Source organism: Microbacterium sp. (genome assembly GCF_026393345.1).
Taxonomy (GTDB): domain Bacteria; phylum Actinomycetota; class Actinomycetes; order Actinomycetales; family Microbacteriaceae; genus Microbacterium.
The window spans coordinates 18,452-44,798 of sequence record NZ_JAPLAI010000057.1 but is presented as its reverse complement, the minus strand read 5'-3'; the positions used below and the strand labels follow the sequence as shown (position 1 = coordinate 44,798).

Annotated in this window: 27 protein-coding genes and 1 pseudogene; 13 read left to right on the top strand and 15 right to left on the bottom strand. The window is 69.9% G+C overall.

The genetic code is table 11. The annotated features are described in order from the left end of the window. The 11 genes and pseudogenes from NT132_RS11770 to NT132_RS11720 form a co-directional block, all read right to left on the bottom strand. Nucleotides 1-336, bottom strand: a pseudogene (locus NT132_RS11770) (methylenetetrahydrofolate reductase); the annotation flags it as partial. 101 nt (nt 337-437) lie between these two features. Further along, nucleotides 438-1,613 (bottom strand): multidrug effflux MFS transporter, encoded by a 1,176-nt coding sequence (locus NT132_RS11765; protein WP_297789066.1) that lies wholly within the window; start codon nt 1,611-1,613, stop codon nt 438-440. Nucleotides 1,614-1,663: 50 nt separating this feature from the next. Further along, nucleotides 1,664-2,527, bottom strand: a complete 864-nt coding sequence (locus tag NT132_RS11760) for an ABC transporter ATP-binding protein (protein WP_297789064.1) — start codon at nt 2,525-2,527, stop codon at nt 1,664-1,666. Further along, nucleotides 2,517-3,293: an ABC transporter permease gene (locus NT132_RS11755; protein ID WP_297789061.1), complete on the bottom strand. Its 777-nt coding sequence runs from the start codon at nt 3,291-3,293 to the stop codon at nt 2,517-2,519. Before NT132_RS11755 ends, NT132_RS11760 begins: the two co-directional genes overlap by 11 nt. Continuing rightward, on the bottom strand, nt 3,290-4,141 hold the full coding sequence (locus tag NT132_RS11750) for an ABC transporter permease (RefSeq protein WP_297789058.1): 852 nt from the start codon (nt 4,139-4,141) through the stop codon (nt 3,290-3,292). Before NT132_RS11750 ends, NT132_RS11755 begins: the two co-directional genes overlap by 4 nt. A gap of 21 nt (nt 4,142-4,162) precedes the next feature. Beyond that, nucleotides 4,163-5,698: a long-chain fatty acid--CoA ligase gene (locus NT132_RS11745; protein ID WP_297789055.1), complete on the bottom strand. Its 1,536-nt coding sequence runs from the start codon at nt 5,696-5,698 to the stop codon at nt 4,163-4,165. Between the two features lie 70 nt (nt 5,699-5,768). Continuing rightward, nucleotides 5,769-6,764 carry an ABC transporter substrate-binding protein gene (locus NT132_RS11740; protein WP_297789052.1) on the bottom strand — a complete coding sequence of 332 codons (996 nt, stop codon included), beginning with the start codon at nt 6,762-6,764 and terminating at the stop codon, nt 5,769-5,771. 145 nt (nt 6,765-6,909) lie between these two features. After that, nucleotides 6,910-7,362, bottom strand: a complete 453-nt coding sequence (locus NT132_RS11735) for a MaoC family dehydratase (RefSeq protein ID WP_297789049.1) — start codon at nt 7,360-7,362, stop codon at nt 6,910-6,912. A 26-nt stretch (nt 7,363-7,388) separates the two neighbouring features. Continuing rightward, nucleotides 7,389-8,573 (bottom strand): acyl-CoA dehydrogenase family protein, encoded by a 1,185-nt coding sequence (locus tag NT132_RS11730; protein ID WP_297789045.1) that lies wholly within the window; start codon nt 8,571-8,573, stop codon nt 7,389-7,391. A 2-nt stretch (nt 8,574-8,575) separates the two neighbouring features. Beyond that, nucleotides 8,576-9,457, bottom strand: coding sequence for an amidohydrolase family protein (locus NT132_RS11725; RefSeq protein WP_297789043.1), 882 nt, complete (start codon nt 9,455-9,457; stop codon nt 8,576-8,578). Between the two features lie 37 nt (nt 9,458-9,494). Beyond that, nucleotides 9,495-10,421 carry an SDR family NAD(P)-dependent oxidoreductase gene (locus NT132_RS11720; protein WP_297789041.1) on the bottom strand — a complete coding sequence of 309 codons (927 nt, stop codon included), beginning with the start codon at nt 10,419-10,421 and terminating at the stop codon, nt 9,495-9,497. Nucleotides 10,422-10,514: 93 nt separating this feature from the next. Here NT132_RS11720 and NT132_RS11715 point away from each other — a divergent pair, with 93 nt between their 5' ends. Next, entirely contained in the window at nt 10,515-11,000 is a 486-nt protein-coding gene (locus NT132_RS11715; protein ID WP_297789038.1) for a MarR family transcriptional regulator, read from the top strand. 3 nt (nt 11,001-11,003) lie between these two features. Here NT132_RS11715 and NT132_RS11710 read toward each other — a convergent pair whose 3' ends face one another. Next, a complete protein-coding gene (locus tag NT132_RS11710; protein WP_297789036.1) occupies nt 11,004-12,221 on the bottom strand; it encodes an MFS transporter in 1,218 nt (405 codons plus the stop codon). A gap of 79 nt (nt 12,222-12,300) precedes the next feature. Between NT132_RS11710 and NT132_RS11705 the strand changes: the two genes are divergently transcribed. After that, the gene (locus NT132_RS11705; RefSeq protein ID WP_297789033.1) at nt 12,301-13,497 is read left to right on the top strand and encodes a CynX/NimT family MFS transporter; all 1,197 of its coding nucleotides are present in this window, start codon (nt 12,301-12,303) and stop codon (nt 13,495-13,497) included. Nucleotides 13,498-13,520: 23 nt separating this feature from the next. Here NT132_RS11705 and NT132_RS11700 read toward each other — a convergent pair whose 3' ends face one another. Together NT132_RS11700 and NT132_RS11695 are read right to left on the bottom strand one after the other, a co-directional pair. Then, a complete protein-coding gene (locus tag NT132_RS11700) occupies nt 13,521-14,708 on the bottom strand; it encodes a 4-hydroxybenzoate 3-monooxygenase (RefSeq protein ID WP_297789030.1) in 1,188 nt (395 codons plus the stop codon). 119 nt (nt 14,709-14,827) lie between these two features. Further along, nucleotides 14,828-15,580: an IclR family transcriptional regulator gene (locus NT132_RS11695; RefSeq protein WP_297789027.1), complete on the bottom strand. Its 753-nt coding sequence runs from the start codon at nt 15,578-15,580 to the stop codon at nt 14,828-14,830. A gap of 112 nt (nt 15,581-15,692) precedes the next feature. On the opposite strand from NT132_RS11695, the gene NT132_RS11690 reads away from it, so the two are divergent. The 7 genes from NT132_RS11690 to NT132_RS11660 all read left to right on the top strand — a co-directional run bounded on the left by NT132_RS11690 (nt 15,693) and on the right by NT132_RS11660 (nt 21,673). Continuing rightward, the gene (locus tag NT132_RS11690; protein WP_297789024.1) at nt 15,693-16,454 is read left to right on the top strand and encodes an IclR family transcriptional regulator; all 762 of its coding nucleotides are present in this window, start codon (nt 15,693-15,695) and stop codon (nt 16,452-16,454) included. Between the two features lie 77 nt (nt 16,455-16,531). Beyond that, on the top strand, nt 16,532-17,350 hold the full coding sequence (gene pcaH / locus NT132_RS11685; RefSeq protein ID WP_297789021.1) for a protocatechuate 3,4-dioxygenase subunit beta: 819 nt from the start codon (nt 16,532-16,534) through the stop codon (nt 17,348-17,350). A gap of 1 nt (nt 17,351) precedes the next feature. Beyond that, nucleotides 17,352-17,942: a protocatechuate 3,4-dioxygenase subunit alpha gene (pcaG, locus tag NT132_RS11680; RefSeq protein ID WP_297789018.1), complete on the top strand. Its 591-nt coding sequence runs from the start codon at nt 17,352-17,354 to the stop codon at nt 17,940-17,942. Continuing rightward, the gene (locus NT132_RS11675) at nt 17,932-19,449 is read left to right on the top strand and encodes a lyase family protein (protein ID WP_297789015.1); all 1,518 of its coding nucleotides are present in this window, start codon (nt 17,932-17,934) and stop codon (nt 19,447-19,449) included. Before pcaG ends, NT132_RS11675 begins: the two co-directional genes overlap by 11 nt. Nucleotides 19,450-19,462: 13 nt before the next feature. After that, nucleotides 19,463-20,239 (top strand): alpha/beta fold hydrolase, encoded by a 777-nt coding sequence (locus NT132_RS11670; protein WP_297789011.1) that lies wholly within the window; start codon nt 19,463-19,465, stop codon nt 20,237-20,239. Nucleotides 20,240-20,250: 11 nt separating this feature from the next. Continuing rightward, the gene (pcaC, locus tag NT132_RS11665) at nt 20,251-20,649 is read left to right on the top strand and encodes a 4-carboxymuconolactone decarboxylase (protein WP_297789008.1); all 399 of its coding nucleotides are present in this window, start codon (nt 20,251-20,253) and stop codon (nt 20,647-20,649) included. Nucleotides 20,650-20,674: 25 nt separating this feature from the next. Continuing rightward, nucleotides 20,675-21,673, top strand: coding sequence for an acyl-CoA thioesterase (locus NT132_RS11660; RefSeq protein ID WP_297789004.1), 999 nt, complete (start codon nt 20,675-20,677; stop codon nt 21,671-21,673). A gap of 9 nt (nt 21,674-21,682) precedes the next feature. On the opposite strand, the gene NT132_RS11655 is transcribed toward NT132_RS11660, so the two are convergent. Beyond that, on the bottom strand, nt 21,683-22,675 hold the full coding sequence (locus NT132_RS11655) for an intradiol ring-cleavage dioxygenase (protein WP_297789001.1): 993 nt from the start codon (nt 22,673-22,675) through the stop codon (nt 21,683-21,685). A gap of 207 nt (nt 22,676-22,882) precedes the next feature. Here NT132_RS11655 and NT132_RS11650 point away from each other — a divergent pair, with 207 nt between their 5' ends. From NT132_RS11650 to NT132_RS11635, 4 genes are all read left to right on the top strand, one after another. Further along, on the top strand, nt 22,883-23,623 hold the full coding sequence (locus tag NT132_RS11650) for a 3-oxoacid CoA-transferase subunit A (RefSeq protein WP_297788998.1): 741 nt from the start codon (nt 22,883-22,885) through the stop codon (nt 23,621-23,623). Next, nucleotides 23,620-24,282, top strand: a complete 663-nt coding sequence (locus NT132_RS11645; RefSeq protein ID WP_297788995.1) for a 3-oxoacid CoA-transferase subunit B — start codon at nt 23,620-23,622, stop codon at nt 24,280-24,282. The genes NT132_RS11650 and NT132_RS11645 overlap by 4 nt, the downstream gene beginning before the upstream one ends. 2 nt (nt 24,283-24,284) lie before the next feature. After that, entirely contained in the window at nt 24,285-25,454 is a 1,170-nt protein-coding gene (locus NT132_RS11640; RefSeq protein WP_297788992.1) for a thiolase family protein, read from the top strand. Nucleotides 25,455-25,566: 112 nt separating this feature from the next. Then, nucleotides 25,567-26,343 carry an IclR family transcriptional regulator C-terminal domain-containing protein gene (locus NT132_RS11635; RefSeq protein WP_297788989.1) on the top strand — a complete coding sequence of 259 codons (777 nt, stop codon included), beginning with the start codon at nt 25,567-25,569 and terminating at the stop codon, nt 26,341-26,343. Nucleotides 26,344-26,347 lie beyond the last annotated feature (4 nt).

Below are 26,347 nucleotides of genomic sequence, written 5' to 3'. Positions count from 1 at the left end.
TTCGGCCGGGTCGCCGCCGACGCAGAACACGTGCTCGGTCGCGCCGACTTCCTGCAGGCGGCTGAGGAATTCCTCCAGCTGCTCCTGGCTCGACAGGCGCCGGGCGGAGATGTGCGGCACCGGGGTGAATCCGAAGTCCTTGACGGCCTTCGCCGCCGCGACCCGCATGTCGAGGTCCTCGTTGCCGAGGAACGTGACGTTGATCTTCGTCCCGGCGGGGATGGCGGCACGCGCCTCCTCCAGTCCGGGGACATCCTTACCCGTCATCTCGAGCGAGAAGCCGTCGATGAGTCGGAGTGCTGCGGCGCGATCGGCCGCGGGCGAGATATGAGCCACGAGTCGAGCTCCTTTCCGCTGAGGGGCACGCCTCGTCGGGTGCCGTGATGGCTACTTTACCTATGCCGATAGTGATTGTCTAGGGCCAGGATGACGGAATCTCAGGGAGTGGGACGTTGTCTCGCCGCGAGGATCCGGCCGACCAGAGCCGCGCCGATTGCCAGCAGCGGGAGCAAGGTCATGAACGTCATGGCCGGGATGGCGGAGTCCGTGCCGAACAGCCCGCCGAGCGGTGACGCGACTGCGCCGAAGGTGAATTGGCTGAAACCCACCAGCGCGGACCCCGCCCCGGCGGTACGCGCAGAACGTCCTACGGCGATGGCGGACGCGGCGGACATCACGGCGCCGCACCCGAGCGCGAAGGCGGCCATGAGCGGAAGGTACGAGCCCAGGTCGAAGGCGCCGGCCACTGCCAGCGCGCCGCCGATACCGGCACCCGTCACCTGCAGGAGTTGCGCGCTCAACAGCGTTCGGCGGATGCCGATGCGTGCTGCAATGCGGCCGCTGAGCCACGCGCCGCACATGATGCACAACCCCGTGAACGAGAACGTGAGCGAGTAGGCGAACGGGGTCGTGTCGAAGATGTTCTGCACGATGAAGGACGACGAGCTGATGTACACGATGAGGGTCCCGTAGCCCAGTCCGAAGGCGACGGCGTATCCAACGAACGCAGCGTCGCGCAGGAGATGCCCGACGTTGCCCGCGATCGCGCCGACGGTGAACGCGTGCCGGCGCTCGGGCGGGAGGCTCTCGGGGATGACGAGCGCGGCGATGATCAGCATCCCGGTCGCGAGGACGGCGACGCCGAGGAGCGTGAGCCGCCATCCACCCGTCTGCGTCAACCACCCCCCGAGCGGCGCGGCAATCGCGGGGCCGAGCGCGATCATCGCCCACAGCAGGCTGAACGCGCGCACCGCCTGCGTCCGGTCGGCCAGGTCCGACACCACCGCGCGGGCGAGCACCGCGCCCGCGGAGCCGGCGAACCCCTGCACCGTGCGCACCACGAGCAGGATGACCAGGGAGGGGCTGGCCGCGGCGAGGTAGGCGCAGACTGCGAAGACAGCCAGCGCGGTCAGCAGTGTACGCCGCCGCCCGAGCGCGTCGGAGAACGCGCCGATAAGGAGCTGGCCCCCCGCCGACCCGATGAGGAACGACGTCATCGTCAGCTGCACGGCAGAGGCATCGACCCGGAACGTGGCCGCGATGTCAGGGAACGCCGGCAGATACATGTCCGTCGACAGCGACCCCGCCATCGCCACGAATCCGAGGGCCAGCATGAGCCCCGGGTCGATGTGACCTCGGAGGCGAGGGGAACGGCGGGCGAGGATCACCGGCGGGTGGCGGCGTCCGGGCGGAACCCCTTCTTGGCCTCCTGGATCTGCTCGTACACGAAGTGCCGGAGTTCGGTGAACCGCGGCATGGAACGCGTCTCGAGCTGATCGCGTTCCTCGGGCAGATCGATGACGAGGTCCTGCTGCACGACGGTCGGCGAGCTGGAGAGCATGATCACGCGCTCGCCGAGGTAGACCGATTCGTCGATGTCATGCGTGACGAACAGCACCGAGAGCCCGAGCGTCTTTCGTACGCGCCGCACGAGGTCCTCGAGGTCTGCACGGGTCTGCGCGTCGACGGCCGCGAACGGCTCGTCCATCAGCAGCACCTCCGGCTGGTAGGCGATCGCGCGGGCGATCGCGACGCGCTGCTGCATCCCGCCGGAGAGCTGCCAGGGGTACGAACGGGGGACGTGCGCGAGACCGACGTTCTCGAGTGCCTCTTCGACGAGGGCTTTGCGTTCGTCACGCCCCATGCCGGCGTTCTTCAGCGGCAGTTCGACGTTCTCGGCGACCCGCAACCAGGGGAACAGCGACCGGCCGTACTCCTGGAAGACCACGGCCATCTTCTTCGGTGGTGCCGTGACCTTCTTGCCGTCGAGGACGACTTCACCGCTCGTGGGGGCGAGTAGGCCCGCGATGCACTTGAGGAGCGTCGTCTTGCCCGACCCGGATGGACCGACGAGACACGTCAGCTCGTTCTTCCCGAGGTCGAAGGTGAGGTCGCGCACAGCCTCGATGTCGCCGCCGTCGGTGGAGTACACCTTCTTCAGGTTCCGTACCGAAAGCAGAGTGTCCGCCGCATCCAGGGTGCGTCCATAGGGGGCGGTGTTCAGGGGAGCGGAGGCGTCAGACAGCATTCTCGAGATCCTTCAATCCGTAGTACCAGCGGAGGATGCGGCGTTCGACGGCACGGAAGATCGCCGCGACGAGGAAGCCGATGAGGCCCAGCAGCAGGATTCCCGACCACATCTCGGGGATCGCGTAGGTGCGCTGGAATCGGATGATGGCGGCGCCGAGGCCGCCCGTGGGAGCGAACATCTCGGAGATGACCATGAGGATCAGCCCGATGGGGAGGGATTGCCGGATGCCCGCAAGGATCTGCGGGGCAGCGGAGGGCAGCACCTGATAGCGCACGCGGTTGAAACCCGAGATGCCGTAAGACCGACTTGTGTCGCTCTGCACCGGATCGGTGGCACGTACGCCCTCGACGGTGTTCAGGAGGACGGGCCAGACGGCGCCCAGCATGATCACGATGATCTTCATCGCATCGTTGGGTCCGATGATCAGCAGGAGCGGCGGTACGAGGACGGGTGCAGGAAGCGCACGGAAGAACTCGAAGACGGGTTCGGTGAGCGAACGCAGAGTGCGGTTCAGGCCGATGAGTATGCCCAGCAGCGTCCCGATGACGATGGCGAGAGCCACGCCGGCGGCGAATCGGCCGAGGCTCGGCAGCACGTCTGCCCACAACCGGGGCCCGAACCAGAGTCCGAAGAACTCGCTGATCAGTTCCGGCGGCTCCGGTACGAAGAAGCTGGGTGAGACAAGCGTGCTGATCCACCACAGCGCGACGAGGATGAGGGGCAGGCCCAGTGTGAAGGCGACGACAGAGGCGACCTTTCTCATGCTGCCACCTCCCCGCGCACCGAGGTGTGCCAGGACAGGAGGCGGCGCTCTAGGGCCCGTGCGCCGAGGTTGATGAGGACACCCAGCAGGCCGGTCGCGATCGTGAGGGCGTACATCGTCGCGTAGTTGCCGGCGTTTTGTGCGAACGCGATCTCGCTGCCGAGCCCGGGTGTGCCGATGATCAGCTGTGCAGTGATGGCCAGGATGAGCGCGATCGCCGACGCCAGCCGGACACCGGTCATCACGTAGGGCAGCGCGGTCGGGAACACGATGTCGCGGATGCGCTGCCACGCGGAGAACCCGTAGCTGCGGCCCGTGCTCATCGCCACCTGGTCAACGTCGGCGACGCCGTAGAGCACCTGGATGAAGATCTGCCAGAAGGCGGCGTAGACCACCAACAGCAGGGTTGACTCGATCCGGATGCCGAACAGCAGCACCGCGAGCGGAATCAGCGCGACCGAGGGGATCGGGCGCAGGAACTCCACCGTGGAGTGGGTGGCGCGGCGCAGGAACGGAGATAGCCCGATCACGACTCCCAACACGCAGGAGAGTACGAGGGCGATGATCATGCCCAGACCCCAGGCGAGGAGGGTGTCACCGACGGCGACCCAGAAGTCCGGGAAGGTGGCGACCCGGAACAGCTGCGGAATCACGTCGCTGGGTGGCGGCAGGTAGGTGCTGTTCACCAGACCCGTGCGGGAGGCGATCTCCCAGAACGCGAGGAACAGGACGATGCCGGCGATGCCGAGGAGGGCGTTGCGGGGGCGGAACCGACGCCGAGCGCGCGCCTTCGCGATGGCGACGGTGCGGGTGACCGTCTCGTCGGGGGGTGGTGTGATGGTCATCATCGACCTCCTAGAGGCAGCGTGTCAGCTCGGCGTGACGCCGGCGGCGTAGTGTGCGCGCAGGTCCGCTTTGCGGATCTTCCCGCTGGCGGTGCGAGGCAGTTCGTCGGTGAAGACGACGGTCTTGGGAATTTTGTACTTGGCCAGGCGCCCCGTCAGGTGGGCGACGATGTCCTCGGCGTGCAACTGCTGCCCCGGCTTGAGGGCGACCACGGCCAGCGGCACCTCGCCCCAGCGATCGTCCGGGATGCCGATCAGCCCGACAGAGGAGATCTGCGGGATTTCCATGATCACGCTCTCCACCTCGGCGCAGTAGATGTTCTCGCCGCCGGAGATGATCATGTCTTTCAGGCGGTCCGAGATGCGGATGTAGCCGTCTTCGTCCAGGGAGCCGAGATCGCCGGAGCGGAACCAGCCGTCGACGAAGGCGGATGCGGTGGCGTCGGGGCGGTTCCAGTACTCGCGGATGACGTTGGGTCCGCTGACCCAGATTTCCCCGACCGTGCCGGCGGGCACTTCCTGGCCGTTCTCGTCGACGACTTTCACATCAGTGAAGAAGTGTTTGATGCCGGATGAGCCCATCTTCGCCCGAGACATGCGCGGGGGCATAGCGGTCGCGCCGGGGGCGGTCTCGGTCATGCCGTATCCGCACGAGAATGACAGCCCGCGCGCTTCGTAGGCTTCCAGCATCCGCTCCGGCATCGTCGACCCGCCGCAGGTGAGGTGTTCCAGGCTGCTGATGTCTGTCGTGTCCCAGTCCGGGTGTTCCTGCAGCATCTGGAACGTGGTGGGAACGCCCGCGAGCATCGTCACCCGTTCCGATTCGACCGTGTGCAGCACGGCGCCCGGTTCGAAGCGGTCGTGCAGGATGACCTGGCCGCCCTGCAGGAGCACCGGCAACGCGCCCATGCTGAGGGCGGCGACGTGGAACAGGGGGGAGATGAGGAGAACCCGCTCCTCGGCATGGATGCCGTAGTCGACGATCGCGTTGAAACAGTTCCAGGTGATGTTGGCGTGGCTGAGGACGGCACCCTTCGGGTGCCCCGTGGTGCCAGAGGTGTACAGGATGAGGGCGGGGTCGTCCGGCTGCACCGGAACGTCGCGCTGCGTGTCCGCCCCCGAGGCCAGGACCTCTTCGTACGCCTCGACGGCGGGATACGCGTCGGCGTCGACAATAATGCGCCGGGTGACGCCGGTGGACCAGGAGCCCGCGCGGGCGAGGTCGCGGAGCGCGGCATGCAGGACGAGGGTCGTGGCACCGGAGTCCTCGAGGGCGAATTCGATCTCGGGCGCGGCCAGTCGGGTGTTCAGCGGCACGAAGATGGCGCCGAGCGTCGCGGTGGCGAACAGCGTCTCGAGGTACGAGGGGTGGTTGTTGCCGAGATAGGCGATGCGGTCGCCGGCAACGACACCCCGGCCGGCGAGGGCGTCGGCGAGGCGGCGGATGCGCTCCGCGAGATCGCGGTAGCCCATCGACGTGTCGCCGTAAGAGACGGCGAGGTCGTCGAACGAGCGCATGCTGCGGCGGGTCATCCAGGTACCGATGCCTTGGTTGTGCACGGCAGTCTCTTTCCGGTGGCGGCGGACGGGGTCCGCCCGCCGCCGCTTGCGCGACGGCGGGCGGTTTCGATCAATTGAGCAGGAGCACCTTGCTGAGGTCCGGCTCCTGCTCGAGGAAGCCGTACTTCAGGGCGAGGGTGGAGAGGTCCTCGATGATGCTCTCGTCGAGATCAGCAGAGAGGTTCTCGAGGTTGATGTTCGCGACGACGGCGGCGTCCATACCGGTGTAGGAGACGATGACGTCGCGGTAGGCGTCGGTGTCGGCCATGGCCATGTCGGTGGACGCGGCGATGCCGGCGCGGAACTTCTCAACGATGTCCGGGTTCTCCTCGGCGTACTTCGTCGAGGTGAAGGTCACCATCGATGACAGGCCGGGGATGACGTTGCCCATCGGCTCACCAAGGAGGGCGAGACCATCGGTCGCGAGCGCCTTGCCCACGAACGGCTCCGGCACCCATGCGGCGTCGATGTTGCCCTGTTCGAGCTGGGCGAGCTGGTCCGGGAAGGCGATCTCGGTGAACTCCACCGCGTTCGGGTCTCCGCCGTCCTGCTCGACCGAACCCATAATGCTGAGGTCGCCCTGCGTGTTGAAGGCGTTGACGGCGACCTTCTTGCCCTCGAGGTCCTTCCATGTGGTGATGCCCGAGTCCGCCTTGACGATGACGCCCGTGGGCAGCTTGTCGGCGGGCACATCCACGCTGGAGTAACCGGCGATGATGCTCATCTCGAGTCCTTGACTGGCGGCGACCAGCACGGACAGCGGGTTGCCGACGGCGAACTGGATGTCACCGCTGGAAACGGCGGGCAGCAGGGCGGCGCCGCCCTGCCCGATCTGGACGGTGACGTCCAGGCCCTGGTCTTCAAACGCTCCCGCGTCGATGCCCATCTGCACCGCGGCAGCCGCGGCGATGGGCAGCAGACCCACGGTGACAGGGACGAGTTCGCCGGATTCGGCGTCCGAGTCCGGGTTGGCGGTCTCGCCGCTGAGCGAACCGCCGGAGCAGGCGGTAAGCATGATGCCGATCGCGGCGACGGCTGCGATGGCCGTCATTCGTCGTGTGCGCATGTCAGTAACTCCCTTGTGACTGATGGCTGGGCACGCCGCCGGAGGCGGGTGCGTCGATATTCGGTTGTGGTGCAGGTGCTCGGTTTTCGATGCAGATGTTCAGTTGTGGTGTTCCGGGGCCGGCGATCGCTGACCCCGGAAGTGTTCAGGCGTACAGACGCTGCAGACTGCGGGCGACCACGGCGGGCTTCGTACCGCCCTCCGTCTCGATGGTCACGTCAACGACCAACTGGTAGCCGCCGGGGACCTCCGCGACGTCGGCGATCACGCCGGTAAGGCGGATGCGGGAACCGACGGGGACGGGAGAGACGAAGCGCACCTTGTCGAGGCCGTAGTTGACCTTCGAACCGACGCCCTCGACCTCGAGCAGGTCGCTCCACAGTGGGATGAGCAGCGACAAGGTCAGGAAGCCGTGCGCGACGGCGGTGCCGAACGGGCCCTCCTTCGCGCGTTCCGGGTCGGTATGGATCCACTGGTGGTCCTCGGTCGCGTCGGCGAACGTGTTGACCCGCGCCTGGGTGATCTCCATCCAGTCGGAATAGCCGAGGTCGACTCCGACCAGGCGGGGGACGTCGGCGTAGGCGATGGTGGTGGTCATGGGTGCTCCTTGTCTGCGGGGGTGGATCAGGCGAACGCGGACAGACCGGTCAGGCCGCGCCCGACGATCAGCGCGTTGATTTCGTGCGTGCCCTCGTACGAATAGACGGCTTCGGCGTCGGCGAAGAAGCGGGCGACATCGTGCTCAAGCAGGATGCCGTTGCCGCCGAGGATCTCCCGGCCGAGGGCCACGGTCTCGCGTGCCAGGCGAGCGGTCTGCATCTTCGCCAGGGCGGAGTTCTCGTCGCTCAGATGCCCGGCGTCCTGCCGTGCCGACAGCTGCACCGCCAGCGACAACGACGCGACAGTATTGCCCAGCATCCGGGCGAGCTTCTCCTGTACCAGCTGGAATCCGCCCACCGGTCGTCCGAACTGCTCCCGGGATCGGACGTACCGCACGGCGGCCTCGAGTGCACCGGACTGAAGGCCCGCGGCGATCCAGGCGGCATCGGAACGCATGGTGCGCAGGATGGCAGCGACATCGCGCCAGCCGTTGACGCCGTGCAGTCTCTCGGCCTCGGATACCCGCACGCCGTCGAGGTGGATGACGGCGTTTTGCATCGGGCGAAGGGACACCTTGCCTTCGATGCGCTCCAGGCGCACACCGTCGGCGGTGCGAGGGACGAGGAAGACCTTGACGTTGCCATCCGCCTGGTCGCGGGCGAACACGGCGAGCACGTCCGCCGCCGCGGCGCCGCCGATCCACCGTTTCGTGCCGTCGATGATCCAGTCGTCGCCCTCCCGCCGCGCGGTCGTGGCGAGACCGCCGGCGATGTCGGAGCCATGGTCGGGCTCGGTGAGGGCGAAGACGCCCTTCAGCGCGAACGACCGCACGTCCGCGTCCCATCGCGCGGCCTGTTCGGGAGACCCGCCGAGGGCGACGGTGGCGCGGAACAGGCCGGACTGCGCGTTGTACACGGTGGCGATCGATACGTCGGCCCGGGCGAGGACGAAGGTGCGGAAGCCCGCGAACACCGATGAGGTCGCCTCGCGCTCGTCCACACCGGCGGGGGTCATCAGATCCATCGGGATGAGGGTGTCCAGGACCGCATCCGGCATGGCGGCGCTCTCCCACGCCGCAGCCATGAGTGGGGTGACGGAATCCGCCAGCGTTTCTGCGAGGCCGGTCAGTATCTTCCGCGCCGCCGGGCTCAAGTGGGTCTCTGCGAAACCGTAGGGGTCGTAGCCGAGCGGAGTCGGTTCGATCATCATGCTCACAGCCCCAGCAGCCGCACGGCGTTGTCCTTCATGATCCCGGGCATCACCTCAGGACGGAATGCCGCCTTCTCCACGTCACGCAGCCAGCGGTCCGGGGTGATCAGCGGGAAGTCCGACCCGAACAGCACCCGGTCCTTGAGCATCGAGTTGGCGTACCGGACGAGTTCGGCAGGGAAGTACTTGGGGCTCCAGCCGGACAGGTCGATCCACGTGTTGTGCTTGTGGGTGGCGACCGACAACGCCTCGTCCTGCCACGGTACGGACGGGTGGGCCATGATGATCTGCAGCTCCGGATGCTCTGCCGCGACGGTGTCGAGCAGCATCGGGTTCGACAAGGCCAGGCGTAGACCCCGGCCGCCCGGCAGGCCCGCCCCGATACCGGTCTGGCCAGTGTGGAACAGTGCCACAACCCCCGCGTCCTGCAGCACTCGATAGAGCGGGAAGTGGATCGGATCGCTCGGGTCGAACCCCTGCACGGTCGGGTGGAACTTGAAGCCGCGCACGCCGTGGTCCTCGATGAGGCGGCGGGCCTGGTCGATCGCGGCGGTCCCCTTGCGGGGGTCGACCGAGCCGAACGGGATCAGCACATCGTTGTTGCGGGCCGCACCCGCCGCGATCTCCACGCTCGAGATGGCGGGCTGGCCGAGCAGGGTCTCCGCATCGACGGTGAAGACGACCGCCGCCATGCGGCGCTCGCGGTAATAGGCGGCGATGCCATCGAGGTCGGGTCGCGGACCGTCGGTGCTGAAGTACGCGGAGGCCGCCTCGTTGAGGTCGTCAGGGAGCGAGGAGTGGCCATGGTCGTCGATCTCGACGTGCACGTGCATGTCGATGGCGGTGATCGCGTCGAGGTCGATCGCAGATTCGTACCGGGTCATCTATCGCTCCATTGCGCTGCCGGGTGAGGGGGATGCGTCAAACCGAGGAGGGCTGAAGCTCGTCGGGGAGCGGCGGGAAGGTCTCGCCCACCGCCTGAAGGTTGCCGGCAAGGATCTCGTCGCCCTGCGCGAGGAGCGCTTCGTAGGTCCAGCCGCCCGTCCGATACTCGGTGACGACCGGCTCGGGGTGTGCCCACACCTGCAGTCGATCGCCGCCGATGCCGATGGCCTGACCGGTCACGCCGCTGGCGGAGTCCGACGCGAGGTAGGCGATAAGGCCCGCGACGTCGTCGGACGTTCCGAACCCGAGGTCGTGCCGGAAGAAGGGCGGCATAGGCTGGCCTGCGGCGTCTGCTTCGACTGCCGCTGCGAAGTACGGCACGGTCGCGGTCATCGCGGTCGCAGCGACCGGGATGACCGCGTTCGCGGTGATGCCGGCCTTGCGCAGCTCCAGCGCCCACGTACGCACCATGCCGACGATTCCGGCCTTGGCAGCTGCGTAGTTGGTCTGGCCGAAGTTTCCACGCTGACCCGTCGGCGACCCGATGCAGATGATGCGGCCGGCGATCTGGTTTTCGCGCATGTACGTGGCGGCCTCGCGGACGCAGGTGAACGTGCCGCGCAGATGCACGTTGATCACGGTGTCGAAGTCGTCGTCGCTCATCTTCCACAGGACCGTGTCGCGGAGCACCCCGGCGTTGGTGACGAGGGTGTCGAGCCGGCCGTAGGCGTCGACCGCGGTCTGCACGAGCTGCTTTGCGGTGTCTGTCGACCCGACCGCAGCGACCACGGCGACGGCGTTTCCGCCGAGCGCCTCGATGGATGTGACGGCCTCAGCCGCGGTCGCCGCATCCACGTCGTTGATGACGACCGACGCGCCCTGACGGGCCAGCTCCTGAGCGTAGGCGAGCCCCAGCCCGCGGCCCGATCCGGTGACGATGGCGACCTTGCCTTCGAGTGACATGCGAGCTCCTTCTTCGGTTCAGTCACATGAAAACCTAAATAGTTGAAGTTGTCAATGATTTTTGAATTCCATGGTCTCCGCTAGCATCCAGGCATGTCTTCATCCCGCGCGGCCGCGACCGAGAAGGTCGCCGCCTCTGGCCCAGAGCGACTGTGGGAGACGCACGTCGGCAGCGATCTGGCGTTTCTGCTCGCCCGAGCGAACGCCCGTTCGCTCGCGGGTGCGCACGCCGCGCTGGCCCCTTTCGGGTTAAAGGCGCGATCGTATTCCGTCCTGGCGCTCGCCGCATCGGACGCGCGTCCCACGCAGCGCGAACTCTCCGACTTCTTGCGCCTCGACCCGAGCCAGATCGTCGCCCTCATCGACGATCTCGCCGCGCGCGGTCTAGTTCGGCGGGAGCCGGACCCGGCCGATCGTCGGGTGAAGGTCGTGGTGGCCACGGTGAAGGGGCGTGCCCTGCACGAGGAGGCATATCGTGGCGCCGAGCAGGCGGAGATCGAGACGTTCGCCGGATTGACCGACGAGCAGCGCGACCGGTTCACCGTCCTCCTGCGCGGCCTCGCCGCCGACGTGCTCTGACCCTCAGTCGCCGCCGCTGCCCGCGAGCACGAACCGCTCTCGGCCCACGGCGAGGCCGAACAGCAGCTGACCGAGCAGTACCGCGACGATGAGCGCGAACGGCAGGATCCAGCCGCCGTCCAGGGCATGCAGCGCGCCGAAGGCGATGGGACCCACGGCGGCGAGGAGATAGCCGATCGACTGCGCCATGCCCGACAGTGCGGTCGCCGCGGACAGGTCGCGCGCGCGTTCCGCCATGAGCGTGAGGGCCATGCTGAGGGACGCGCCCGACGACAGGCCCGCGGGAATGGTCCACAGCGTTAGCAGGTCCGGGGTGGTGAGCATGCCGACCACCCCGACCATCGCGAGGAGCGGCAGGCTCGCCGGCACCCAGCGCCGCGCCCGGCCGCGGAGGAAGAACGACAGCACGAGTGAGCCAACGATCGCGGCGATCTGGTACGCCATCACGTCGATGCCGGCGACGACCGCGTTCCGCCCGTTCGCCGTCGCGTACGGGGCGAGCCAGGTGAGCAGGATGTAGAACGTGCCCGACTGCAGCCCGGTGTAGATCGCGACCTGCCAGGCGAGGCCGTCGCGCCAGATGCCGGTGCCCCCGGCGGTGCGCGGGGTGCGGGGACCCTGATCCGCGCGCGATCGATGCGACGCCCGCATCCACGACACGATCGCGAAGGGCAGCAGGATGCCGGTCGACAGCAGCGCCACGCGCCAGCCGACGGGCCCACCGTCGACGCGGATCAGCGACACCGGGACGACGACGCCCGAGGCGATCGCCCCGGCGCCCGCCAGCAGCGCCGTGTACAGGCCCATGACCGCGGGCACCCGTCCGGCGAAGTCGCGCTTGATGATCGCCGGCATGAGCACGTTCGCGATCGCGAGGGAGGCGCCGATCAGCGCGGTGCCGAGCCACAAGTTGACCGTGACCCCGGGCAGCGACCGCCACACCGTGCCGACGACGAGCAGGAGCAACGACCACAGCAGCACCCGCGACGTGCCGAAGCGCTGGCTCAGGTCATGCGCGAGGGGTGACACCAGCGCCCAGGCGAGCAGCGGGATGGAGGCGAGCGCGCCGAGCGCCACGGTGGTCGTGCCGAGGTCGCCCGCGATCTGCTCCAGCAGCGGCCCCACGCCGGTGATCGTCGTGCGCATGTTCGCCGCGATCAGGCAGACTGCGACCAGCAGTCCGAGCTGCCTGGTCCTCGCGCCGTCGCGATCATCGCCCATGGTCATCGGACTATACCCGGGCCGCGATGCCCGCCCGCGCCGACGCCGGGTGTTCCCGCCCGGCGGTATCGTGTCTCCGATGCCCCCCACTCCTCGCGTCACCGGTCCCCGTGCCGCGCTGCTGGTCGTCGCGATCGTGCTGGCCGCGGCGATGCTGCGGGCACCCATCGTCGCCGTCGCACCGGTGGCCAGACAGATCAGCGCCGACCTCGGCGTCTCCGCCGCCGTGATCGGTCTGTTCACCAGCATCCCGGTGCTGGCCTTCGCGCTCTGCTCGCCGCTCGCGGTCGCCCTCGTTCGCCGGGGCGGTGCGAACTTCGCGCTCGCGGTAGGCCTGCTCGGTGCCGTGGTGGGCTGCCTCATCCGGTCGGCCGACGGCTTCGTCCTGGCGCTCGTCGGCACCGCCGTGATGGGGATCTTCCTCACGATCGGCAATGTCGTGATCCCGGTCGTCATCGCCCGCGAATTCCCGCCGGAACGCGTCCACCTCATGACCGGGGTGTACACGTCCGCGATCAACGTCGGCACCATGACGGTCACCGTCGCCACCGCACCGCTCGCCACCGGGCTCGGCTGGCGCGCCGCCATCGCGGTGTGGGCCGTCTTCGGCATCGCCGCGGTGGCCACCTGGGTGGCACTGCGCGGGATGCGGGGCGTTTTCGTGCCGCACCCCGATCCGCACGCGGCGCGGGATGCGGCCGACGGACCCCGCCGTTCGATCCTCCGCGCGGGCACGACGTGGGCGCTCGGTGCGGCCTTCGCGGGACAGGCGTTCTCGTACTACGCCATGACGGCGTGGCTGCCGACCCTGCTCATCGACGGCGGCTTCGGGATCGCCGCGGCGGGCGCGATCGCGGCTCTCTTCCAGGTCGCCGGGATCGCCGGGGCGCTCCTCACCCCGCTCCTCACCCGCAGGTCCATCGTCGGCAGCGTGGTGCTCGTGGCCGCCGGCTGGGCGACGGTGCCGCTCGGATTCCTCCTCGCCCCCGACCTGTGGTGGCTGTGGTGCCTGCTGGGCGGCGCGGCGCAGGGCGGCGGGCTCACGGTGATCTTCATCATGATCAGCGCGCTCGGCGGCGACCAGCACGAGGTCACCGGCCGGTCAGGTCTCGTCCAGGGCCTCGGCTACGGGGTCGCGGCCGTGGGCCCCACCGTCGTCGGCGCACTCCACGAGGTCAGCCACGGCTGGACGGCGCCGCTGCTCGTCGTGGTCGCCGCGGTGGCGCTGTTCGGCGTCGCCGGTGCGGGCGTCGCCGGCCGCATCCGTCATCGCTGACGCCCGGCGTACGCCGCGTTCCGCTACAGCGCGGTCTCCAGCGGCCACCCGGTGTACGCCTCGGCGAGGTAGGTGCGTCCGGCCTCCGATTCCACGACGCTGCGCAGCTCCCCGACCTGACGGCGGCGGTCGAAGTCGCTCGCGCCGGGGGCGACGTGCAGCATGCTCGTCATCCACCAGGAGAAGTGCTGCGCCTTCCAGATGCGTCGCGAGGCGACCTCGGCGTACCGGTCGAGCGGCCCCTCGTCGTGTCGCTGCAGCAGTGCGTCGATCGCCCGGGACAGCAGCACGACGTCGGCGACGGCGAGGTTCATCCCCTTCGCCCCGGTCGGCGGCACGGTGTGTGCCGCATCCCCCACCAGCGCCACCCGGCCGCGGCGCAGCTCATGGGCCACAAAGCTGCGGAAGCGCAGCACGTCACGCTGGAAGATCGGGCCCTCCTTGAGCGTGGTGCCGGGCACGCGGGCCTGCAGCTTCTCCCACAGCTCGGCCTCGCTGAACGCCTCGGGGTCCGCTTCCGGGTCGCACTGGAAGTACATCCGCTGCACGGTCGCCGAGCGCTGGCTGATCAGCGCGAAGCCCTCCGGTGAGTTGCTGTAGATGAGCTCGTCCGAGCTCGGCGGCGCCTCGCACAGGATGCCGAACCAGGCGAACGGGTACTCGCGGAAGTAGCCCCCGGTCGACGAGCCGGTGACCGCCGCGCGGGCAACGGAGCGGGAGCCGTCGGCGCCCACCACGACGTCGGCGACGATCTCGCCCGCAGCTCCCGCCGCATCCGTGATGATCACGCGGGGCTGAGTGGAGCCCGCATCCTCGACCCGCTCCGCCGTGACCCCGAACCGGATGTCCTGACCTGCGGCCAGACGGGTGGCGATGAGGTCTTTCAGCACCTCGTGCTGCGGGTAGAGCCACACGCTCCGCCCGACGAGGCCGGGGAAGTCGATGCGGTGCCCCTCGCCCTGGAAGCGGAGTTCGATGCCGTCGTGACGGTGGCCGTCGATGAGCACGCGCTCGGAGGCTCCGGTCTGGGTGAGCACGTCGACCGTGCCCTGCTCGAGGATGCCGGCCCGGATGGTCTTCTCGATCTCCTCGCGCGAGCGCTGATCGATGATGACCGACTCGATGCCGTCCGCGGCGAGCAGATGCGACAGCAGCAGCCCGGCGGGCCCTGCCCCGATGATGGCCACGCGCGTGCGGACGGTCTCGGTCATGGTGTCTCCTTCGACGATGCAGTGGCCCCAGTGTGCTGTCGCCGCGTCGCGGACGGTGACAGATTCCCGTTGAATGGGACCCTGCTCTCCCTCCCAACGGGCGGTTGTGGCGGCGCGGGTCAGCGACGGTCGGCGCGGAGCGCGGCCTCGATATCGGCGGCGGCACGGCGGAGCGCTGCCACCGCGGGGGCGGGAGCAGCGTCGCGCGGCAGCACGACCGACAGCGCGGCCACGACCTCGCCCGCGCTCCGCACCGGCACCGCGACCCCGGTGGACACCGACTCGACCGTGCCGGGCGCCACGATGTACCCCTGCCGGCGGATCAGCCCGAGGATGCGGCGGAGCGCGTCGGCATCCGTCTCGGTCTCCCGTGACACGGCGCGAAGCGGCCCCGACAGCACGCGCTCGCGCACCGCGGGGTCGGCGTGGGCGAGCAGCACCAGGCCGGACGACGATGCGTGCAACGGCAGGCGTCCCGCGATGCGGGTGATGTTCGCGCCCGCGTCGGGATGCGACAGCCGCTCCAGGAACAGCGCCTCGTCCTGCTCGATGACGGCGAGCTGGGTGTGCTCGCGGATCTCCTGCTGTACCTGCGCCATGAACGGCAGGGCGGCCTGACGCAGCCGCAGCGCGCTCGAGCCGCGGAGGGCGAGTTCCCACAGTCGCAGGCCGAGCCGGATGCGGCGATCCTCGTCGCGTTCCAGCAAGCCCGCGGTGACGAGGTCCTCGACGATGCGGTGGGCGCTGGAGGAGGGCAGGGCCGCACGGCGACCGATCTCGGCCGACGTCTGCACCGTGCGCTCGGTCGTGAAGGTCTCGAGCACCCGCACGATGCGTTCGGTCATCGAGTCGCCGCTCGGCGAGTTCGCCATGGGCCCAGCATCCCACGCACCCCGGTTCCCCTGTCGCGTGGTGCGGCTGCGGGGCGCCGGATGCGACAGGGGAACACGGTGAGACGGCGGTAGCCTCGCTGCGGGAGGAGCCATGGCCGAAGGGATGCTGAGCCGCGCGATGCGGGTGCTCGCGGCGTTCGACGAGGACGCCCCCGAACTGACCGCGGCACAGCTCGCCGACCGCAGCGGACTCCCGTTATCGACGGTGCACCGGCTCATCGGGCAGCTGGTGTCGGAGGGTCTCCTCGGCCGCACCGACGGCTACCGGTACGCGATCGGCGCGCGGCTGTGGGAGATGGGGGAGCTCTCGCCCTACGCGCTGCGGCTGCGCGAGACGGCGCTGCCCCACATGGTGCGGCTGTATGAGGCGACCGGCGAGAACGTGCACCTCGCGGTGCTCGACGCCCCCACCCCGACGACGGCGACCGTCCTCTTTGCCGGCCGGATCACGGGCCGCGCGTCGGTGCCGACCCTCGGCCGCATGGGCGGTCGTCACCCGATGCACACGACCGGGGTCGGCAAGGCGCTCCTCGCCACGCGGGACGAGGCGTGGCTCGATGCGTTCCTCGCCGCCCCGCTCGTGCCCGAGACGACACTGTCCGTCACCGACCCCGCGGCCCTGCGTGCCGACATCGCGACGGCGAAGGCGCGCGGCTACGCCGTCACTCACGGCGAGATGACGCTCGGCAACGTGTCGGTCGCCGCGGCACTCGGACTCGTCACCGGCTTGCCGCCCATCGCGATCGGCGTCGTCGCGCACGCCGACGAGCCGCTCGAGCGGCGCCTCGCCCCGCTCGTCGTGCAGGCCGCGAAGGAGCTCACGCGCGCACTGCGCCAGTCGGATTCTCACTGAGTGGGAGCGGATGCGGGTGTCTGCCGCATCCGAATGTCACTCTGGACTCACCCGCAGGACCGTCGAAGAGGACACCGATGACCGATACCCAGCCCGCCGCTGCCGCGCCGGAGACGCTTCTCGCCTCCGCGGACATGCCGTCCCAGCGGGAGATCAACGCCGAGATCGCGGAACTCCACCGCGCCGCCGACGCCCGTGAAGCCGCCGGTGAGGAGGTGCTCCGCACCCTTTACGACTTCGCGCCGTACCGCTCCAGCATCCTGCGCCACCCGACGAAGAACCCGCGGCTGGTCGACCCCGAGTCGATCGAGCTGCTCTCGCCCGCCTACGGCCAGCGCGATGTGGCCCTCATCGAGTCCGACCTCACGCTGCAGCACACCGGCGAGCCGCAGGGCGAGCGGATCACCGTGACCGGGCGCGTCCTCGACAGCTGGGGCAGGCCCCTGCGCAACCAGCTCGTGGAGGTCTGGCAGGCCAACGCCGCCGGCCGCTACATCCACCAGCGCGACCAGCACCCCGCGCCGCTGGACCCCAACTTCACCGGCGCCGGCCGCACGATCACGAACGACAACGGCGAGTACTTCTTCACCACGATCAAGCCCGGCCCTTACCCGTGGAAGAACCACATCAACGCGTGGCGGCCCGCGCACATCCACTTCTCGCTGTTCGGATCCGGTTTCACCCAGCGGATCATCACGCAGATGTACTTCCCCGGCGACCCGCTGTTCGCGCTGGACCCCATCTACAACACGATCCGCAACCAGAAGGATCGCGAGGCGCTCATCTCGGCCTACGACCACGACCTCACCGTGCCCGAGTTCTCCATGGGCTACCGCTGGGACATCGTCGTCGACGGGCCGGATGCCACCTGGTTCGAGCCCGAGGGAGAGCACTGAGATGACCAGCAACACGCGTGCCCGTCGCATCGCCGCCGCCGGCGAGCCCACCCTGTCGCCCACCGCCGGGCAGACCATCGGCCCGTTCTTCGCCTTCGGGCTGAAGTACGACAAGATGCACGAGGTCGTCTTCCCGCACACGCCGGGCGCCATCGTGCTCTCCGGCACCGTGTTCGATGGCGCCGGTGCGCCTATCCCGGACGCGTGCGTCGAGATCTGGGGTGCCGACAGCGACGGCACCATCTCCCGCGCCCGCGGCTCGCGCCGTCGCGACGACCACACCTTCACCGGATTCGGCCGCTCCTTCACCACCGACGAGGGCCACTACGAGTTCTGGACCCGCAACCCCGGCTCCGTGAGCGGCGAGGCGCCGTTCTTCGCGGCGGTGGTCTACGCCCGTGGCCTGCCGAACAAGCTGCACACGCGCATCTACCTCCCAGAGAACGAGGAGCTGCTCGCCGCAGACCCGCTGCTGGCTTCGCTCGACGCCGCGGAGCGCGCTACGCTCGTCGCGACCCGCACGCCCGACGGCGGTCTCGCACACGACATCCACCTGCAGGGCGAGAAGGAGACCGTGTTCCTTGCCTTCTGACGCACCTTCCATCGACGACGATCGCGACGCCGTCGACGAGGGGCTGCTGTCACCGGTGACTATCGGCTTCGACGCCGAGGTCACGGACGCCGCCGTGCTGCGCGCCCTGGTCGCTGCCGAGGCGGCGCTCACCCGCGCCTGGGGCGCGGTCGGTGTCGCCCCGGATGCGGCGGTCGCCTCCGTCTCCGACGCCCTCGGCTGGGCGGGCCCCGGCCAGGGCTGCGACACCTCGTGGCTCGATCGCCACGCCGTGATCGCCGCATCCGTCGCCGGCGGGAACCCGGTCATCCCGCTCGTCGGCCGGGTGAAGGACCGCGTGAGCGTCGATGCCCGCACCTGGGTGCACCGCGGCGCCACCAGCCAGGACATCCTCGACTCGGCGCTCATGCTCGTCGCCCGACGTGCCGGCCTCGACCTGCTCACCACCCTCCGCGCCACCGAGGCGGTGCTCGCCGGCTTCGCGGTCGTGCACCGCGACGTCGTCGTCGCCGCGCGGACCCTCACCCAGCACGCCGTCCCCACGACAGTGGGTGCCCGCGCCGCCGGATGGCTGCGCGGTCTCACCCGTGCCCGGGTGCGGCTCGCCGCGGCGGTCGCGGCGCTGCCGGCACAGCTGGGCGGCGCCGGCGGCACGCTGGCGTCGTTCGTCGAGATCGGCGGCTCGGATGCGGCGACCGCACTCCCCGCCGCGTACGCCGCCGAACTCGGCCTCGCCGCGCCCGACGCCCCCTGGCACGTGACCCGCTGGCCGGTCACCGAGCTCGGTGATGCCCTGGCGCAGACCATCGACGCGGTCGGCAAGATCGCCGCGGACATCGCCACCCTCAGCCGCACCGAGATCGGCGAACTCGCCGAGGGCACCGGCGGCGGCTCGAGCGCCATGCCGCAGAAGCAGAACCCGGCCGCATCCGTGCTCATCCGCTCCGCGGCCCTGCGCGCCCCGAACCTCGCCGCGACCCTGCATCTGGCCGCCGCGTTCGCCGTCGACGAGCGCCCGGACGGGGCGTGGCACGCCGAATGGCCGACCCTGCGGGAGCTCCTGCGCCTCGCCCTCGGCGCGACCGGGACCGCGGCGTCGCTCATCGAGGGCCTCCGCGTGGACGAGGCCGCCGCCGCCCGCGATCTCGCGCTCACCGGTGGGCTCATCGTCGCTGAACGGCTCTCGATCGTGCTGACCCCGGTGATCGGCAAAGACGAAGTGTCGCGCATCGTGGCCGCTGCCGGCCGAGGCGGCGACCTCGTCGACCTCGTTCGTGACGCGCTGGAGGCCGCGGTCGACCGCGCCCCGGGCGCGCCGCATCCGGCCGATGACGTCGAGGCGCTTCTCGATCCCGCCGGCTACACCGGCCTCGCCGGCGCGCTCGTCGGCCGTGCGGTCGCCGACGCTCCGGCGGACGCGGCTCGCGATCTGTTCGTCACCACCGAGGCCGAGGCTGTCGGTATTCAGGCTGAGGACGGCGCCACGCCCGGAACCGGCCCCGATCCTCGCTCCCAGCCTGAATTCTGACAACGGAGGACGCATGACGGTTCCCGACCTCGCCTTCACCGAGCCCGCCGGTCCGCAGGGCGCCCCCCTGCTCGTCCTCGGGCCGTCGCTCGGCACGTCCACGATCCTGTGGGAGAACGCGCTGCCGGCGTTGCGTGAGCGGTTCCGCGTGACGGCCTGGGATCTTCCCGGTCACGGCGACTCGGTGCCCCCCGCTGCAGGCTTCACGGTCGCCGACCTCGCCGACGCCGTCGCCGAAGGCGCGCGCGCGCTCGGCGCCGACCGCATCCTCTACGCGGGTGTCTCGCTGGGCGGTGCCACCGGGCTCGAGCTGGCGCTCCGCCACCCCGACCTCGTGATGGCGGCGGCCATCGTCGCCTCCGGCGCGCAGCTCGGCGACCCGCAGGCCTGGCACGACCGCGCCGCGCAGGTGCGTGCGCAGTCGACGTCGTCGCTCATCATCGGCTCCGCACAGCGGTGGTTCGCCCCCGGCTCCATCGAGCGCGAGCCCGAACTCAGCGGACGGCTCCTGCACGCGCTGCAGGACGCGGACGACGAGGGGTACGCGCTGTGCTGCGAGGCGCCCGCCGCCTATGACGTGCGGGACCGCCTGGGTGAGATCTCCCTCCCGGTCCACGCCGTATGGGGGCGCGCCGACGAGGTCGCCCCCGAGGTGAAGGCCGTCGAGATCGCCACCGGGGTGCAGCACGGCTCCGTCGCGGTGATCGAGGATGCGGCACACCTGCCCCCCGCCGAGCAGCCCGGCGCCACCGCATCCGCTCTGCTCTCGTTCTTCGACTCCGTCCGCTGAAAGGACCTGCCATGACTCGACCAGAGGGCGAAGGGCTCACCGACGAAGGGCGGTACGACCAGGGCATGCAGGTGCGCCGTGCGGTGCTCGGCGACGCGCACGTCGACCGTGCGGTCGCGGGGACGGTGCCGCTGACCGCCGACTTCCAGGACCTCATCACCCGCTACGCCTGGGGTGACATCTGGTCGCGGCCCGGGCTGGCGCGCCGCGATCGGTCGATCGCCGTGCTCACCGCCCTCATCGCGCTCGGCCATCACGAGGAGCTCGCGATGCACCTGCGGGCGGCGGTCCGCAACGGTCTCAGCCAGCAGGAGATTATCGAGGTCATCCTGCAGTCCGCGATCTACTGCGGTGTGCCGGCCGCCAACACCGCGTTCCGCATCGCGAAGGATGTCTTCGCCGAGGGGTGACCCCGGCCGAGACGGTGCGACCACGATGACGATGACGGCACCCGCCGCCGCGCGGGACGACCGCATCACCCTGAGATTCCTGGCCACGCCCGCCGACACCGCGGCCGGGGGACGCTCCGTCGCCGCCGGCAGCGTCATGGAATGGATCGACAAGGCCGGGTACGCCTGCGCCGTCGGCTGGTCCGGGGCGTACTGCGTGACCGCCTACGTCGGCAACGTGCGTCACCGCCGCCCGATCCCGCCCGGCAGTCTGGTCGAGGTCGACGCCCGGCTCATCCACACCGGCCGCACGAGCATGCACGTCGTCGTCACGGTCTCCTCCGCCGAGATCGAGACCCGCGCGTACACCCCCGCCACCACCTGCATCCTGATCTTCGTCGCGAAGGATGCCGAGGGCCGCCCGACCGCCGTCCCGGACTGGCAGCCGCTCACCCGCTCCGACCGGAAGCTCGCCGCGGCGGCGCTCGACCGCATCCCCTCGCGCACCGAGATCAAGAAGCTCATGCTCGATGAGGAATACGGCGAGGACACGGATGCGCCGCGCGTGACACTGCGGTTCCTCGTCCCGCCCGGCGTCGTGAACTGGGGCGGCAACGCGCACGGCGGCACCGTCATGCGGTGGATCGATGAGGCCGCGTACGCGGTGGCGGCGGCCTGGGCGCGTGACGGCACCGGCGCGAGCCACGCAGTGGCGGTGTACTCCGGTGGTATCCACTTCTTCGCGCCGGTGCGGATCGGCGAACTCGTCGAGGTCGATGCCCGCATCGTTTACACCAGTGCGCACAGCATGCACATCAGCATCCGGGTGTCCTCGGCCGACCCGCGGTCGCCGCACGAGCTGACGCTGACGACGCAGTGCATGAGCGTCTTCGTCGTTCCGGGCGCCGACGGTGTCGCGCAGGCCGTCCCGGAGTGGCGGCCGGTGCGGCCCGGCGACCTGCGGCTGCACGAGCACGCTCGCGATATCGTGCGCCTCCGCGAGAGCATCGTGCCGATCCCGGCGTCGCTGACCCTGGAGCCCTGACGCCACCACTCAGCGGGACGCCGGTGGGTTCCCACCGGGCGCCGCGCCCGCGGTCGGGGTGGTCGTCGTGTCGACGCGAACGGTGAGCGAGACGGTGTACCCGTTCGTCGCGTCGCCGGTCACCGTCGCGAGCTGCAGCGCGCCGCCGTCCTCGCCGAAGACATTGTCCGAGGTCAGCGACACCTGTGACAGGTTGCGCGTCGAGCCGGAGTACTCCGCGAGGGCGTACACGGTCTCGCACGCGGACTGCGGCAGGGCCACCTGCGAGGTCGCGATCGCGTTCGACGCATCCGTGATCGCGGCAACGTCCGGATACACCTCGAAGTGGATGTGCGGCCAGCGTCCGCTGTAGCAGGCGGGGAAGATCGAGGTGTAGCCGACGGTACCGTTCGCGTCGGCGACCTGCACGCCGCGGAGGTACGTCTCGTCGGTGATGCCGTCCGAGTACATCGAGTAGCGGCCCTCGGCGTCGCAGTGCCAGACGTACACGGCGACGCCGGCGAACGGGGCGTCGCCGTTCGCCTGGTCGAGGATCGTCAGGTTCAGCGTCATCGGCACCCCGGCTGCGGTGGCGCCGCCGCCGATGCTCGTGCGGATATCGCTGCGGACGACACCGGACTGGCTGAGGATGTCGGGGCCATTCGACCCGTCGCCCGGGTACGGGCCCGCCGTCTCGTCCGGGATCTCTCCGGCCGGCACCGCGGCGGAGGGCGTGGCTGTCGCGGTGGGAGATGCGGAGGGGGACGCGGATGCGGTGGCGGTGCTCGTGGCCGACGCGGTCGGTGCACAGGCGGCGAGGACGGCCGTTCCCGCCCCGAGGCCGACGAGGGACAGGAGGCCCCGCCGGGAGAGGATTGTGCCGATATCGAAGCGCACACCCTGGTCGACGACCTCTTCGTCTGCCCGGTCGAGGAGTCGCCCTTCGTAGGCGGGGCCGTTCGGGGTGTGGTCGGGCTCGGGGATGCGGTTCACGGTGACCTCCAACTGTCGCGTCCCGCCCATCCTGTGCTGTGCGCCCCTGTGGCGCCTCGGTCCCCGCTATGAGCCCGCTATGTCCGCATCCCTCGCGGCCCTCGGATTCGCCGACGAAGGGGCCGCTCGGCAGATGCAGGGAGCGCAGCGGCGACCATTGCCTCGGGAGCAGCGTGCGGCTAAGCTGTTCTTATCGCGAACGTACGTTCGCAGAGCGAACACTTTCGAGGAGGACGCGTGATCGATAAGACCGTCCCCGACGTCGCAGCAGCGGTCGAGGGAATCAGCGACGGGGCGACCGTCATGATCGGCGGCTTCGGTCGGGCGGGGCAGCCCGTCGAGCTCATCGACGCGCTGATCGCCCACGGCGCCACCGACCTCACCATCGTCAACAACAACGCCGGCAATGGCGACACCGGCCTCGCCGCCCTCCTCGCCGCGGGACGCGTGCGCAAGATCGTCTGCTCCTTCCCGCGGCAGAGTGACTCGTGGGTCTTCGACGGGCTTTACCGCGACGGCAAGATCGAGCTCGAACTCGTGCCGCAGGGCAACCTCGCCGAGCGCATCCGCGCCGCGGGTGCCGGGATCGGCGCCTTCTTCTCGCCCACCGGCGTCGGCACCCAGCTGGCGGAGGGCAAGGAGGCGCGCGAGATCGACGGCCGCCAGTACGTGCTCGAATACCCGATCAAAGCCGACTTCGCGCTGATCAGCGCGCTCAAGGCCGACCGCTGGGGCAACCTCGTCTACCGCGAGACCGCCCGCAACTTCGGCCCCATCATGGCGACCGCCGCGGCCACCACGATCGTCCAGGTCGACCAGGTCGTGCCGCTCGGCGCCATCGACCCCGAGACCGTGGTGACCCCGGGACTGTTCGTCGACCGCGTCGTCGCTGTGGGGGAGCGGCCGTGGCTGCGGGACGGCGAATTCGTCGGAGGAGTCGACCTCGAAGGTCGCGTACTGCAGGAGGAAACCCGATGACCACCCGCATCTCGCGCGACGACCTCGCGCGCCGCATCGCCGCCGATATCCGTGAAGGGTCCTTCGTGAACCTCGGCATCGGCGCTCCGACCCTGGTCGCCAACTTCCTGCCCGCGGACGAGGAGATCATCCTCCACACCGAGAACGGTCTGCTCGGCATGGGCCCCGCCCCGGAGGCCGGACACGTCGACCCGGATCTCATCAACGCCGGCAAGCAGGCGGTGACGGCGCTGCCGGGAGCCGCGTACTTCCATCACGCCGACTCGTTCGCGATGATGCGCGGCGGTCACCTCGACGTGTGCGTCCTCGGCGCGTTCCAGGTGTCGCAGACCGGTGACCTCGCCAACTGGTCCACCGGCGCCCCCGGCGCGATCCCGGCCGTCGGCGGCGCGATGGACCTCGCCATCGGTGCCAAGGACGTCTACGTCATGACCGACCTGCTCACCAAGACCGGCGACTCCAAGCTCGTCGCCGAGTGCACCTACCCGCTCACCGGCGTCGGCTGCGTTTCGCGTGTCTACACCGACTACGCCGTCTTCGACATCACCGCCGACGGGTTCGCCGTGCGCGAGCTGTTCGGCGACAACACCCTCGACGAACTGCGCGACCTCACCGGGCTCGCACTCGCCGACGCCACCGCATCCGTGGAAGGAAAGTAACCATGACCGCGAGCTTCGTGTATGACGCCGTCCGCACCCCGTTCGGCCGCGCCGGCGGCGCCCTGGCGGGGGTCCGCCCCGACGACCTGGCCGCCGTCGTGATGAAGGCCATCGCCGAGCGCACCGGGCTCGACCCGGCACGCATCGACGACGTGATCTTCGGCGACGCGAACCAGGCCGGGGAGGACAACCGCAACGTCGCGCGCTTCGGTGCGCTGCTCGCCGGGTTCCCGACGAGCGTCACCGGGGTCACCGTCAATCGGCTGTGCTCCTCCTCCCTCGAGGCGGTCATCCAGGGCGCCCGCGCGGTCGAGACAGGGGATGCGGACATCATCCTGGCCGGCGGTGTCGAGTCGATGAGCCGTGCCCCCTTCGTCGTGGAGAAGTCGTCGAAGCCCTACCCGGCCACCGGCAACCAGACCATGTGGAACACCGCCATCGGATGGCGGATGACGAACCGTGCGCTGCCGAAGGAATGGACCATCAGCAACGGTGAGTCGGCGGAGAAGATCGCCGGCGAGTGGAACCTGTCGCGCGCCGCGCAGGACGAGTTCGCGGTGCGGTCGCACCAGCTCGCCGCAAAGGCGTGGGCCGACGGCGTCTATGACCCCGAGATCGTCCAGGTCCCGGGTGCGGAGCTCGCCCGCGACGAGGGCATCCGCGATGACACCTCGGTCGAGAAGCTGGCGAAGCTGAGGGCGCTGTTCGCGGCGGACGGCACCGTGACCGCAGGCAACTCCTCCTCCATCAACGACGGCGCCTCCGCCGTGCTGATCGGGGCCGAGGGGGCGCTTCCGGGCGAGCCGCTCGCCCGCATCGCCGGGCGCGCCAGCCACGGTGTCGACCCGGACCAGTTCCCGATCGCCCCCATCGAGGCGGCCAACAAGGCCCTCGCCCGTGCCGGGAAGACCTGGGCGGACGTCGACGTGGTGGAACTCAACGAGGCCTTCGCCTCGCAGTCGCTCGCCTGCATCGCGGGGTGGCCCGACCTTGACCCCGCGAAGGTCAACATCCACGGCGGTGCGCTCGCGATCGGTCACCCGCTCGGTGCCTCCGGCGGCCGCATCCTCGGTCACGCCGCGCACCAGCTGGCGCGCCGCGGCGGCGGTGTCGCGGTCGTCGCGATCTGCATCGGTGTGGGCCAGGGCCTCGCCGTCGTCCTCGAGCGCTGACCCCCGCCGGCATGTCCCACTTTCCGCACAACATGTCCCACTTTCTGTCGTTTCGACCGGCTCATAACGGCAGAAAGTGGGACATGGTCGTGGGGGTGAGAGGGTAGAGCGCATGGAGACGGATGCGGCAGCGAGCGGCGAATTCGTCCAGTCTCTGGCGCGCGGCCTCGCCGTCATCCGCGCCTTCGACGCCGAGCATCCCGAGCTGTCGCTGAGCGATGTCGCCCGGCGCACCGACCTGACCCGAGCCGCCGCGCGCCGGTTCCTGCACACCCTGACCTCGCTCGGATATGTCCGCACCGACGGGCGGCTGTTCGCGCTCACCCCGCGCGTGCTGGAGCTCGGCTTCAGTTACCTCTCGTCGCTGTCGCTGCCCGAGATCGTGCAACCGCATCTGGAACGCCTCTCCCGCGACGTCGGCGAATCCGTCTCCTCCGCCGTGCTCGACGGCACCGACATCGTGTACGTCGCCCGTGTCCCCACCCGCCGCATCATGAGCGTCCGCATCACGATCGGCACCCGCTTCCCCGCGTACGCGACGAGCATGGGGCGGGTCCTCCTCGCCGGGCTTCAGGATGCGGAACGCGACGCCGTGCTCGACGCCTCCGCGCGCGAGCACCTCACCGACCGGACCCTCACGGAGCCGAGCGCGCTGCGGGCCGAGCTCGACCGGGTGCGCGACCAGGGCTGGGCGCTCGTCGACGGCGAGCTGGAACCGGGCCTGCGCTCGATCGCGGCGCCGCTCCACGCGAAGGACGGTACCGTCGTCGCCGCCGTCAACGTGTCGACCAGCGCGACCCGCGACCCGGTCGAGGCCCTGGTGGACCGCTATCTGCCGCACCTGCTCGAGACCACGGCGCGCATCGAGGCCGAGTCCCGTCACCTCTGATCGC